The organism is Streptomyces sp. NPDC006283, assembly GCF_040613325.1.
In the GTDB taxonomy this organism is placed as follows: Bacteria; Actinomycetota; Actinomycetes; order Streptomycetales; family Streptomycetaceae; genus Streptomyces.
In genome coordinates this window covers 21,347-32,230 of sequence record NZ_JBEXRZ010000079.1, presented here as the reverse complement: position 1 = coordinate 32,230, position 10,884 = coordinate 21,347, and the positions used below count along the sequence as shown (strand labels likewise).

The following is a 10,884-nucleotide window of genomic DNA, read 5'->3' as shown; positions in this document are numbered from 1 at the left end:
GACCGGGGGCGGTTCTACTCTGGTGCGAGCAAGCGGACAACCAGCACGAATCAGGAATCCCCTGCGGGAGTGAACAGATGGATCACAGCGGGCACGGCACGACCATGGATCTGCCGCCGTTCACGCTGGGGCGGGGCCTGGAGTTCTCTCCCGACTCCTTCTTCCTCGTCGGCTGCCTCCTCGCCCTCGGGTTCTACGGCTGGGGCGTCGCGCGCCTGCGCCGGCGCGGCGACAGCTGGCCGGTGAGCCGCACGGTGTGGTTCACCGTCGGTGTGCTGAGCATCGCGCTGATGATGTGCACCAAGCTGAACGACTACGGCATGGTCATGTTCAGCGTGCACATGGTGCAGCACATGGTGATCAGCATGCTGTCCCCGATCGTGCTGCTGCTGGGTGCGCCGATCACCCTCGCGCTCCGCGCGCTGCCGGTCGCGGGCCGAGGCCGCAAGGGGCCGCGCGAGGTGCTGCTCATGCTGCTGCACAGCCGGTACATGCGGATCGTCACGCATCCGGCGTTCACCATCCCGCTGTTCATCGCCAGCCTCTACGGGCTGTACTTCACACCGCTGTTCGACTTCCTGATGGAGTCGAAGACCGGTCATGTCGCGATGATGGTCCACTTCCTGGCCGTCGGCCTGGTGTTCTTCTGGCCGATCATGGGCGTGGATCCGGGGCCGCACCGGCCGGGCTATGTGATGCGGATGCTGGAGCTGTTCGCCGGTATGCCGTTCCACGCCTTCTTCGGCATCGCCCTGATGATGGCGACCGAGCCGATGATCGGGGCGTACCGGAATCCGCCGGCCTCCCTCGGCATCGACGCGCTCTCCGATCAGAACGCGGCGGGCGGCATCGCCTGGGCGTTCAGCGAGATCCCGTCCGTGCTGGTGCTGATCGCGCTCGTCTTCCAGTGGTACCGCTCCGACCAGCGCCAGGCCAAGCGCAGGGACCGGGCGGCGGACCGGGACGGCGACAAGGAGCTCGAGGCGTACAACGCGTACCTCGCGTCGCTCCAGGCGCGCAGCAGGTAGACGGCTGCCGGTGCTGACCGGGCAGTAGCGCAGGGCCCTCCTCAGGAGCGACGATTGTCCTCGACGGCCCCCGCCGTCGAAGGAGGGCGAAGATGTCCGGTTCGACGAAGACGATGGGCGTGCTGACCGTCGGGGCTCTCGTGGTCGTGACGGCGTACACGGCGGCACTCGGCAGCAACGGCTGGCTGTGGTTCGGCTGGGTGGTCCTCGGGATGGTGACCATCGGGATGATCGCCTCGAAGAGCACCTGATCCGGTCAGAAGCGGAAGACCGCACCGGTGGTGGCGGCGAGTTCGCAGGCGTTGGGGAAGGTTTTGTGCCAGGCGGTGGGTCGACCGCGCCAGGCGCCGGTGGCGCTGACGGTGACCGGGTCGTACTGCTTGGTGCACGGATGCGGATCCCCGGTCAGCCGGTCGAGATCGCCGCGCGCCACATCCAGCGCGGCGCAGGCGGCCTCCGCTTCGGGGTGCGGGCCGGCGGGCTCGGGGCTGCAGTGCAGCAGCACGCCTCGGATCCAGGTGTTCTCCGCGCCCGAGACGGTCAGGAAGAGGCCGTGGGAAGGGCCCGGTCTCGCGACCCGTTCCGCCGCCTCGGCCGCGGGCAGGTCGGGTTCGAACGGACCGGGTGACGCGGCGGCGGGCACGGCGACGGCGAGGGCGAGTAGGGCGGCTGCGGCAAGGGTGGCGATGCGGTGCAAGGGGGCGCTCCTGACGGGATGGCCGACTCACGGGCCGGCTCGGGCGGGGCGAGGCATAGAGCACTCCGCGGGCGCGGCACGGCGCAATGCGCCGCGCCGCGCGGTGGTGCGTACGGGTGGGCGGGTTGCTCCATACGGCGTCGTGCACGTCCGTCCGGCTGTCGGGCCGCTCCGCCTGCCGCCCGGCGGCAGGCTCCCCGCAGCCCGGGGCGGCGGTTGTCAGACGTCTGATGTCATGCCTTGATAGCGTGGGAGCCGGCTTGACGATCGAGAGGGGTCGAGAGGTGGGGAGTACAGCGATGCCGGGATCACGTGCCGGTCGCCAGTTGCTTCGGCAAGAAGTGGTCGAGGGGATCAAGCGCTACATCCTGGAGAACAAGCTCGGTCCGGGCGATCCGCTGCCCACCGAGCCGGCGCTGTGCGAGGCCCTGGGCGCCAGCCGGTCCAGCGTCCGGGAGGCGGTCAAGATCCTCAACGCCCTCGACATCGTCGAGGTGCGGCACGGACACGGCACCTACGTCGGCCGCCTCAGCCTGTCGGCACTGGTGGAGAGCCTGACCTTCCGCGGACTGCTGAGCCCCGACGACGACTTCCAGGTCCTGTCCGACCTCGTGGATGTGCGCGAGCTCATGGAGCGCGGCATGGCCGACCGGATCGTCTCCTCGCTGAGCGCGGGGCAGCTCGACTCCCTCGAGAGGCTGGTGCGGCGGATGAGCGAGGTCGGGGGTGCCAGCGAAGGGTTCGTCGAGGCCGACCGCGCCTTTCACGCGACTCTGGTGGCCCCGCTCCAGAACGCCCTCATCAGTCAGCTCTCGATGGCCTTCTGGGACGTGTACTCCATCGTGGCGCCCCATCTCGACGGCTTCACGCACGCCGACGAGACGGCGACGATCGCCGCGCACCAGAGCCTGGTGGACGCCGCCCGGGCCGACGACGTCCCGGGCTTCGTCAAGGCGCTGCAGGAGCACTACGCGCCGGTAAGGCGCCGTATCGCGGAGACGCGGGCGCGCACGGCGGGACAGGCCTGACCTTTCCCCATGGGGACGCCGCTTCGAGGGTCACGGCGCCGTGGCGCCCTTCTCCTCGCCTGGGGCAGGCAGCAGGTGGACGGGGAGGAGCTGAGGGCGCTTGGCCGTGCGGCCGTCTCCGGAGGAGCGGCCGCGCAGGCGCCTGCCGAGCCACGGACCGAGGAACGAACCGGCCCAGCGCAGCTCGCCGGCCGTGGCGCGCCACCCGGCGGGAACGGGGATTGGTGGTGGAGGCAGCGGGTGCGTCCACGCATCGCTGCTGCCGGGCAGTCGGAGGGCGTCGGCCACGGCAGCGGCGATCCGTGCGTGGCCGAGCGGACTTGCGTGCAGCCGGTCCGGACTCCACAGACGGGGATCGGTGACCACGGCATGCACGGAGGCCTCCGCCACGGCGACCTGGTGCCGGTGTGCCGCCGCCCGGATGCGGTGGTTGAGGGCGCCGACGCGGGAGCCGATCGGGCGGGCGAGCGAGGTGATCCGCGTGACGTCGGGGAAGGTGACGGTCGCCACGCGGGCGCCCTGGGCAGTGAGCGCGGCGAACATCGCCTCGAGATGTCCGGCGACCTCGTCGGCGTCGAACCGGGGGCGCAACAGGTCGTTGACCCCCGCGGCGACGGTGGCCAGGTCAGGGCGCAGAGCGAGCGCGGCGTCGAGCTGTTCCTCGCGGACCTGGCCGGCGAGGCGGCCGCGTACGGCGAGATTCGCGTACCGGACGCCGGGGTTCTGTGCGGCCAGTTGCTCGGCGAGCCGGTCGGCCCAGCCCCGCAGCCCCACGGTGTCGTCGCCGTCGCCGAGCCCCTCGGTCTGACTGTCCCCGAGTGCGACATAGCGCTGGTACTCACCGTCTCGCATGTGTCTGCTGCCTTTCCCGCAGGATCGCCGCGCTGCGCTCGCACCAGTCCCGGTTGCCCTGCTCGAAGGCGAGCCCCCGCAGACAGGTCAGGTAGGGCCCGATCCGCTCGCCGTGACGCAGGAAGTCCTCCTCGCCGCGATCGCCGCGGAGCTTTTCGAGCAGACTGCTGAACAGCTCGACCTTGGCGCCGGCGAACGCGGCTCGCTCCGTGAGCTGCGCGATGACGTCCTCGGTGCCGATGCGGTCGCAGGCCTGGACCTTGACGAGCAGGTCGTCACGGATGAAGGAGGGCTTGGCCGAGGCGGCCGCGAACCGTTCCAGCTCGGCGAGACCGGCCCCCGTCACTTTGAACAGACGCTTGTTGGGACGGGTCTCCTGCACCACTTCCCGGCCGCTGACCAGCCCGTCCGCCTCCAGCTTGGCCAGCTCGCCGTACAACTGCTGAGGCAGTGCGTGCCAGAAGTTGGCCACGCTCATGTCGAACACCTTGGCCAGCTGGTAGCCGCTCAACTCCTCGTCCAGCAGGACCGCGAGGACCGCGTGACGCAGAGCCATCGGAATGCTCCTCTCCCTCTCTGTCCCTCGTACGCCCACTCATGATACTCAAGAAAATGACTATTCAAATTGAGGAGTACGAGGAGAAGCCATGGCAACCGCAGACCTCTTCCGCGCCGCCGTCGACAACAGCGATCTCACCAGCCTGGACGAGCTGTTCACCGAGGACGTACGCCTCTACAGCCCCGTGAAGTTCACCCCCTTCGAGGGCAGGCCCATGGTGATCGGACTCTTCGGCGTACTGCTGCGCACGTTCAAGGACTTCCGCTACGTCGGACACTTCGACGGCACGGCGGAGACGAGCGCCGACGGCAGCGAGGCACCGTCGGCGATCCTGCTCTTCCGGGCCACCGTCAACGGGAAGCAGATCCACGGCATCGACCTGCTGCAGTTCGACGAGGAGGGCAGGATCAAGGAGTTCACGGTGATGGTGCGCCCGCAGTCCGCGGTGCAGGCCCTGGGCGAGGCGGTCCTCGCCGGCCTGGTCGCCGACGGCCTGGCGCCGGCCCCCGACGGTCTCAGCGCGCCCTGACGGCGGCGCGCGGCGGGGACGGGCGATCGACTCGCCCCGCCCCGCCGCGCGCACCCTCCACCGAAAGGGGCGGCCCGGCCTCTTGACCGATGGAGCGGGAGCCTGCCTAAGGTGTCGACGTAAGACATCTTACGTCTCATGTCCTGAGGCCCCGCACATCTGGAGTCCGACCCATGCCCATGACCACCCCCCTTCGCGGTGTCGTGCCGCCCGTCTGCACACCGCTGACCGCCTCGGGAGAGGTCGACACCGCCTCCCTCACCCGTCTGGTGGAGCACCTCCTCGCCGGAGGGGTGCACGGGCTTTTCGCGCTCGGTTCGACCAGTGAGGTCGCCTACCTCACCGACGCGCAGCGCGCCACGGTCCTGGAGACGGTGGTCGGCGCCGCCGACGGCCGGGTACCGGTGCTGGCCGGCGTCATCGACACCACCACGGCCCGGGTCGTGGACCATGCGAAGGCCGCCGCCGAAGTGGGCGCGGACGCCCTCGTCGCCACCGCGCCGTTCTACACACGCACCCACGGCGTGGAGATCGCGCGGCACTTCCGTCGGATCCGCTCCGCCGTCGACCTGCCGCTCTTCGCGTACGACCTGCCCGTGTCCGTGCACACCAAGCTCTCGGCCGCGCTGGTCAGCGAGCTCGCGGAGGACGGCACCCTGGCCGGTCTCAAGGACAGCAGCGGTGACGACGGCGCTCTGCGCCGTTTGATCGTGGCCCTGGGCGGCCGCGAAGGCCGCGCCGACGGCCCGGCTCCGGCCTTCTCGATCCTGACCGGCTCCGAACTCACCGTGGACGCGGCGCTGCTGGCAGGCGCGGACGGTGTGGTGCCCGGCATCGGCAATGTCGACCCGGCCGGCTACGTACGCCTCTACGAAGCCGCCAGGGCGGGTGACTGGGACGTCGCCGCCAAGGAGCAGGAGCGGCTGGTCGCCCTGTTCGCCATGGTGGACGCCGGACCGGAGGACGAGATGGGCCGCAGCTCGTCGGCGCTGGGCTCGTTCAAGCACGCTCTGCGGCTGCTGGGCGTCATCGAGCACGGCGACACCGCCTTCCCGCAGATCCCGCTGAACGCCGAGTCCGTGGCACTGGTCTCACAGCACCTCCGGGCGGCCGGCCTCCGGCCGGTGCGATGAGCCCGCCCGTACTCCCCGCGCCGGTCGACGGGGCTCCCGCGGCCCGGCAGGGCGCGGTTGCCGTGGCCGGTGAGGCGGCCGTCTCCGCCCTCCCGGCCGTGGCCGGGCCGCCGCGTGAGAGCGACCCCCGGGTCGGGGTGGCGCAGGGCAGGGTCGGCGCGGCACCCGGCGCGGTGGTCGCGCTCGATCTCGGGGGGACCAAGATCGCCGCCGCGCTCGTCGGCGTCGACGGGCAGATCCTCGCCCGCTGTACGCGACCCACGCCCGCCACCGCCGGGCCCGAAGCCGTACTCGACGCGCTCGCGGACGTGACGCGGTCGGTGGCCGCCGGGCACGGGAGCACGCCGGTCGCCGTCGGTGTCGCCGCCGCCGGCGTCATCGACCCCGTGACCGGGACGGTGACCAGCGCGACCGACTCGCTCCGGGACTGGGCCGGCACGGCCCTGGGGCCGGGCCTGGCGGACCGGTGCGGTCTGCCCGTCGCCTGTGACAACGACGTGCGCGCCGCGGCCGGCCCGGAGCTCGACGCCCTCGGCTCGCCGGGCGCCTCCCTGCTGTTCGCGGCCATCGGCACCGGTGTGGGCGGCGCGGTCGCGGTCGACGGCCGGATGCTGCACGGGGCCGCAGGCATCGCCGGGCACCTCGGGCACCTGCCCAGCCCGGAAGCCGCCGGGCTGCCCTGCACCTGTGGTTCGGCCGGTCATCTGGAGGCCATCGCCTCCGGTCCGGCGATCACCGCGCACTACGAACGCCTCGCCGGCCGTCGGACCGACCGGCTGCAGACGGTCGCCCGCCTGGCCGAGCGCGGCGACGAGTCGGCGCTTCGGGCCATCACCGTCGGCGCGGCGGCGGCCGGCCGCGCCCTCGGCGGGCTCGCCAACGTCCTCGGCCCCGACCGGGTCGTCGTCAGCGGCGGGGTGCCCCGGATCGGCGCGCTGTACTGGGACACCCTGACCGCCGCGTGCACAGCGGAACTGATGCCTCCGCTGCGGCACCTGCGCCCCGAACCGCCGCGGTTCGGACACGACGCGGCCGTTGTCGGGGCAACCGCCCTCACCCGTGTGCTGCCCCTCCACCTGCCCGGAGCCCGCCCCGGGCCCCGTCCACCTTCCCGGAGCCATCGATGAGCCCTGATGTTCTCGCCGACGCCATCCGCGGCCGGCTGATCGTTTCCTGCCAGGCGCCGCCCGGCGACCCGATGCGCCACACGGCGACCCTGGTACGCCTCGCGCGCTGCGCTCAGGCCGGCGGGGCCGCCGCGATCCGCGCGAACGGACCGGAGGTCGTCGCCGCGATCCGCGCCGATGTCGACCTCCCGGTGATCGGCCTCTGGAAGGACGGCGACACCGGGGTCTACATCACGCCGACCGTCCGGCACGCCCTCGCAGTCGTCGAAGCCGGGGCTGCGGTCGTCGCTGCCGACGCGACCTTCCGTCCCCGCCCCGACGGCGGCGCCTTCACCGATCTCGTCACCGCCGTCCATGCCGCCGGCGCGCTCGTCATGGCTGACGTCGCCACCGCCGACGAGGGGATCGAGGCGGCGGCACGGGGGGCGGACTTCGTCTCCACCACCCTGTCCGGCTATGTGCCGGGGTCCGCCGCCCAGGACGGTCCCGACCTCGCTCTGGTCGAGGAGCTCGCCGCAGCCGCCGGTGCGCCCGTCGTCGCAGAGGGCCGGATCGGCACGCCCGACGAGGCCGCGCAGGCGCTCGCCCGTGGCGCGCACAGCGTCGTCGTCGGCACCGCCATCACCGCACCCACCGCTCTGACCAGGCTCTTCGCGAAGAGTCTGTCCCGGCCGTAACGTACCGCCTCGGTGCGGCTCGATGCCGAGCCCTGCCCGCACTCTGGAGAGACCGTGCACAACACAGCAAAGCAGTCGCCCCCTTCACTCCCCTGGTACCGCGAGGTCACCCCGACCCAGTGGAAGTCCTTCACCGCCGCGTGGATCGGTTACGTCCTCGACGGCTTCGACTTCGTACTGATCACCCTGGTGCTCACCGAGATCAGCGACGAGTTCGACCTGAGCACGGTGCAGGCGGCGAGCCTCGTCTCCGGCGCCTTCATCACCCGCTGGCTCGGCGGGGCGATACTCGGCGCGCTCGGGGACCGCTACGGCCGCAAACTCTCCATGGTGCTGAGCATCCTGCTCTACTCGCTCGGCACCTTCGCCTGCGGCTTCGCCTGGGACTACACGAGCCTGTTCGTCGCCCGTCTGGCCATCGGCATGGGCATGGCCGGCGAGTACAGCGCCAGCGCCACCTATGTGATGGAGAGCTGGCCGGCGCGGGTTCGCAGCCGGGCCAGCGGATTCCTGATCTCCGGTTTCTCGATCGGCTCCGTGCTGGCCGCCCAGGTCTACAACTGGGTGGTGCCGACGCTGGGCTGGCGCTGGATGTTCTACATCGGGCTCGTGCCGATCGTCATCGCCCTGTGGATGCGGCGGGCGCTGCCCGAGGCGGCCGAGTGGACCGAGGCGGTCGAGGAGAAGGGCGCGAGGCCCAACCCGTTCCGCCCCCTCTTCCTCACCCGCGCCCGCGCCACGGCAAACGTCGTCCTGGCCGCCGCGGCCTCGACCGCGCTGTTCGCCGTCTTCACCCCGCTCGGCGACGGCCTGGTCCCGGTGCTCTCCGTGGTGGCAGGTCTGTGTCTGACCGCGTTCGCCGTGCAACTCGGAGGCAGTCGCAGCTGGGTGCTGTACCTGGCGATGATCGTGACGATCTTCTTCGCGTTTCTCTACTCCTGGCCCATTCAGGCCCTGCTGCCCACGTACCTCAAGACCGAGCTGGGATACACGGCGGACCAGGTCACCGACGTTCTCTACTTCGCCGGGTTCGGCACCATGGTCGGCTGCTGGGCGGCGGGCTTCCTCGGCGACCGGATCGGCGCCAAGAAGGCGTACGCGTTCACCCTGCTCGCCTCGCTGGCCTTCGTCTACCCCGTCTTCGCCGTCGACGACAACCTGCTGCTGCTCGGGGGGCTGCTCTTCGTGCTGCAGGCCACCAGCTTCGGCATCTCGGGTCTGCTGCCCCGCTGGATCGGCGGACACTTCCCCACCGAGAGCCGCGGCGCTGCCCTCGGCTTCACCTACAACGTCGGCGCCCTCGGCGGCGCCGTCGCCCCCGTCCTCGGCGCGCACCTGGCCGCCGGCATGGACCTGGGCCGGTCGCTGGCGGTGCTCACCTTCGCAGGCACGGTCATCGTCGTCCTGCTCGTCGGCCTGGACGTGCCCGGCCGGCTGAACCGCCTCACCGATCCGCACGGCGTCGCCGACCACCTCGCCGAGATCCCGGCCGACGACCCGGACACGGTTCCCGCGGCCCGCGTCTGACACGGTTTGCGGCCGGGTTTGCCCCGGTTCCGTACGGGCAACCGGCCCCTACCGGGGCATCACACCCGTACGACCGGGGCACTCCCCCGGCCGCGGAACCGCAGGAGGACGTCATGCCGGAGCACGACAGCCACCGCGTGCACGCGGAACACGACCGGGACAAGGCCGAGCAGCTCTTCCAGCAGGCCCGCCGCGCCGAGAACCCAGAGCAGGCGGAACGGCTCCGCTACCGCGCCGAGCGCCTGCGGTCGCGCAGCGAGGCGGAGCTTCGCCGGGAGGCCGACGCGCTGTACGACGACATCGACGAAGAGGGCCCGCAGTAGCCCCGACGGGACGCAACAGCACCGCCGCCGGGCCAACGGCCGGATCGACGGCGGGCCAACGGCCGGATCGACGGCAGGAGGGCCCCGACCACCGGGGCGGCTCTCACATGTGCCGGTTGGCGTAGTGGCTCTCGATGAGCGTGATGTAGTCGGCATCGTCCTCGTGCTTGCCGCTCTCGAAATCCGGCGAGTCCTTGACCTCGGCCTTCGTGGCGGCAACCTGCACGGTTTCGTTCGCGGTGTCGATGCGCGAGACGAGCCCCGCGGGCAGCAGGACCCGCCTGCCGAGGATCCATGGCCCGGTGTCGACGACCAGATACGACCGGCCGACTTCCTCGGTGTGCTTGTCGACCTTGCCGATCGAGCCGTCGGACGCCTCGACCGAGTACCCGACGAGCTGCGCCCCCGGGACATACTGCGCCGTCTCCGGGTACCCCCACATGTCGCCTGCCATGGTCCCTCCTCACCTGCGGCGATGGCCCCCGTCACCACCGGCGCGGGTACCCGGGCCGCCGCGCCTTCACACGGCCGCGCAGCCCGTGATCCGCGGCGTCGTCAGGACTTCGTCGTCGCCGACGCCAGGTGCGCGAACACCACCACGTTCTCCTTGTAGTCCTTCGCCTTCTTGTCGTACTCGCCTCCGCAGGTGATCAGCCGCAGCTGCGGGTCGGGGGTGTCCGCGTAGACCCGGTCGTCGGGGAAGTCGGACTTGCTGAAGTTGTCGACTTCGTCGACCTCGAAGGTGGCGACGGAGCCGTCCTTGCGGACCAGGTCCACCCGCATCCCCCTCTTGAGTTCGCTGAGCTGCGCGAACACGGCGGGGCCCGTCTTGGTGTCGACGTGCCCGGCGACGATCGCGGTCCCCTTCTCGCCGGGAGTCACGCCTTCCCGCCACCAGCCGACGAGGTTGGTGTCGTCCGGGGGCGGCGGGTCGAGCCGGCCGGAGGCGCCGATGGACAGGGGGGTGAACGGCGCGTCGACCGAGATGTGCGCAATCTTCAGCCGCGTCGGCTCCGAGCGCGGCAGTCCCGCGCGCAGTACCTCGGGCGGCGCGGTGGCCGTCGACGACGGAGCGGAGAGGGCGGGCGGGGCGGCGCTCTTGCCGTCCGTGACGGGGTCGACCGCGTTGTAGATCAGCAGGATGCCCATCCCGACCGCTGCCGCCGGCCAGAGGAGGGAGCGTCCGAGCGTAGGCCGGGCGGGCTGCTCGTTCGTATCCTTCGACTGCTGCTGCACGGCCATGGGACGTAACCCTTTCGCTGCTGACGTCGTCTGAGTTCGCCGCTGCCCGCGCCGTCCTTCGGTGCACCGGCTCCCTCGGGCCGGCAGTGGCGACCTGAATCACCTTCGGCACGTTCGCGGTCCCCCACCACCGCAGAGGGCGGCATACGAGCGATCGGGTGG

14 protein-coding genes are annotated in these 10,884 nt (G+C 71.4%); 9 read left to right on the top strand and 5 right to left on the bottom strand.

The features are described from left to right. The first annotated feature begins 77 nt into the window (after positions 1–77). Positions 78–1,028, top strand: coding sequence for a cytochrome c oxidase assembly protein (locus ABZ070_RS18315; protein WP_356634984.1), 951 nt, complete (start codon positions 78–80; stop codon positions 1,026–1,028). Positions 1,029–1,120: 92 nt separating this feature from the next. Continuing rightward, positions 1,121–1,279 (top strand): hypothetical protein, encoded by a 159-nt coding sequence (locus ABZ070_RS18310; protein ID WP_356634980.1) that lies wholly within the window; start codon positions 1,121–1,123, stop codon positions 1,277–1,279. A 5-nt stretch (positions 1,280–1,284) separates the two neighbouring features. Here ABZ070_RS18310 and ABZ070_RS18305 read toward each other — a convergent pair whose 3' ends face one another. After that, positions 1,285–1,725, bottom strand: a complete 441-nt coding sequence (locus ABZ070_RS18305; RefSeq protein ID WP_356634978.1) for an SSI family serine proteinase inhibitor — start codon at positions 1,723–1,725, stop codon at positions 1,285–1,287. Positions 1,726–2,024: 299 nt separating this feature from the next. Between ABZ070_RS18305 and ABZ070_RS18300 the strand changes: the two genes are divergently transcribed. Next, positions 2,025–2,753 carry an FCD domain-containing protein gene (locus ABZ070_RS18300; protein ID WP_356634976.1) on the top strand — a complete coding sequence of 243 codons (729 nt, stop codon included), beginning with the start codon at positions 2,025–2,027 and terminating at the stop codon, positions 2,751–2,753. A 30-nt stretch (positions 2,754–2,783) separates the two neighbouring features. Here ABZ070_RS18300 and ABZ070_RS18295 read toward each other — a convergent pair whose 3' ends face one another. Further along, positions 2,784–3,605, bottom strand: coding sequence for an SGNH/GDSL hydrolase family protein (locus tag ABZ070_RS18295; protein WP_356634974.1), 822 nt, complete (start codon positions 3,603–3,605; stop codon positions 2,784–2,786). Beyond that, on the bottom strand, positions 3,592–4,161 hold the full coding sequence (locus tag ABZ070_RS18290; RefSeq protein WP_356634972.1) for a PadR family transcriptional regulator: 570 nt from the start codon (positions 4,159–4,161) through the stop codon (positions 3,592–3,594). The genes ABZ070_RS18295 and ABZ070_RS18290 overlap by 14 nt, the downstream gene beginning before the upstream one ends. Before the next feature lie 91 nt (positions 4,162–4,252). Here ABZ070_RS18290 and ABZ070_RS18285 point away from each other — a divergent pair, with 91 nt between their 5' ends. From ABZ070_RS18285 to ABZ070_RS18260, 6 genes are all read left to right on the top strand, one after another. Next, a complete protein-coding gene (locus ABZ070_RS18285) occupies positions 4,253–4,693 on the top strand; it encodes a nuclear transport factor 2 family protein (protein WP_356634970.1) in 441 nt (146 codons plus the stop codon). A 173-nt stretch (positions 4,694–4,866) separates the two neighbouring features. Continuing rightward, complete coding sequence (locus tag ABZ070_RS18280; RefSeq protein ID WP_356634968.1) at positions 4,867–5,826, top strand: dihydrodipicolinate synthase family protein; 960 nt, start codon at positions 4,867–4,869, stop codon at positions 5,824–5,826. Then, positions 5,823–6,953, top strand: a complete 1,131-nt coding sequence (locus ABZ070_RS18275) for an ROK family protein (protein WP_356634966.1) — start codon at positions 5,823–5,825, stop codon at positions 6,951–6,953. The genes ABZ070_RS18280 and ABZ070_RS18275 overlap by 4 nt, the downstream gene beginning before the upstream one ends. Continuing rightward, complete coding sequence (locus ABZ070_RS18270) at positions 6,950–7,630, top strand: putative N-acetylmannosamine-6-phosphate 2-epimerase (protein WP_356634964.1); 681 nt, start codon at positions 6,950–6,952, stop codon at positions 7,628–7,630. The genes ABZ070_RS18275 and ABZ070_RS18270 overlap by 4 nt, the downstream gene beginning before the upstream one ends. 54 nt (positions 7,631–7,684) lie before the next feature. Continuing rightward, the gene (locus ABZ070_RS18265; protein ID WP_356634962.1) at positions 7,685–9,157 is read left to right on the top strand and encodes a sialate:H+ symport family MFS transporter; all 1,473 of its coding nucleotides are present in this window, start codon (positions 7,685–7,687) and stop codon (positions 9,155–9,157) included. 113 nt (positions 9,158–9,270) lie between these two features. Continuing rightward, positions 9,271–9,480, top strand: coding sequence for a DUF6381 family protein (locus tag ABZ070_RS18260; RefSeq protein ID WP_356634960.1), 210 nt, complete (start codon positions 9,271–9,273; stop codon positions 9,478–9,480). Between the two features lie 103 nt (positions 9,481–9,583). Here the strand turns inward: ABZ070_RS18260 and ABZ070_RS18255 are convergent, their stop codons facing one another. After that, positions 9,584–9,934: a PRC-barrel domain containing protein gene (locus tag ABZ070_RS18255; protein WP_356634958.1), complete on the bottom strand. Its 351-nt coding sequence runs from the start codon at positions 9,932–9,934 to the stop codon at positions 9,584–9,586. Positions 9,935–10,035: 101 nt separating this feature from the next. Further along, on the bottom strand, positions 10,036–10,722 hold the full coding sequence (locus tag ABZ070_RS18250; RefSeq protein ID WP_356634956.1) for a class F sortase: 687 nt from the start codon (positions 10,720–10,722) through the stop codon (positions 10,036–10,038). Between the last annotated feature and the right edge of the window lie 162 nt (positions 10,723–10,884).

Coding starts and splice junctions, on each gene's coding strand:
- ABZ070_RS18290 (WP_356634972.1), bottom strand. CDS start 4,161: ATGGCTCTGCGTCACGCGGTCCTCGCGGTCCTGCTGGACGAGGAGTTG.
- ABZ070_RS18295 (WP_356634974.1), bottom strand. CDS start 3,605: ATGCGAGACGGTGAGTACCAGCGCTATGTCGCACTCGGGGACAGTCAG.
- ABZ070_RS18270 (WP_356634964.1), top strand. CDS start 6,950: ATGAGCCCTGATGTTCTCGCCGACGCCATCCGCGGCCGGCTGATCGTT.
- ABZ070_RS18275 (WP_356634966.1), top strand. CDS start 5,823: ATGAGCCCGCCCGTACTCCCCGCGCCGGTCGACGGGGCTCCCGCGGCC.
- ABZ070_RS18315 (WP_356634984.1), top strand. CDS start 78: ATGGATCACAGCGGGCACGGCACGACCATGGATCTGCCGCCGTTCACG.
- ABZ070_RS18285 (WP_356634970.1), top strand. CDS start 4,253: ATGGCAACCGCAGACCTCTTCCGCGCCGCCGTCGACAACAGCGATCTC.
- ABZ070_RS18310 (WP_356634980.1), top strand. CDS start 1,121: ATGTCCGGTTCGACGAAGACGATGGGCGTGCTGACCGTCGGGGCTCTC.
- ABZ070_RS18250 (WP_356634956.1), bottom strand. CDS start 10,722: ATGGCCGTGCAGCAGCAGTCGAAGGATACGAACGAGCAGCCCGCCCGG.
- ABZ070_RS18260 (WP_356634960.1), top strand. CDS start 9,271: ATGCCGGAGCACGACAGCCACCGCGTGCACGCGGAACACGACCGGGAC.
- ABZ070_RS18280 (WP_356634968.1), top strand. CDS start 4,867: ATGCCCATGACCACCCCCCTTCGCGGTGTCGTGCCGCCCGTCTGCACA.
- ABZ070_RS18300 (WP_356634976.1), top strand. CDS start 2,025: ATGCCGGGATCACGTGCCGGTCGCCAGTTGCTTCGGCAAGAAGTGGTC.
- ABZ070_RS18255 (WP_356634958.1), bottom strand. CDS start 9,934: ATGGCAGGCGACATGTGGGGGTACCCGGAGACGGCGCAGTATGTCCCG.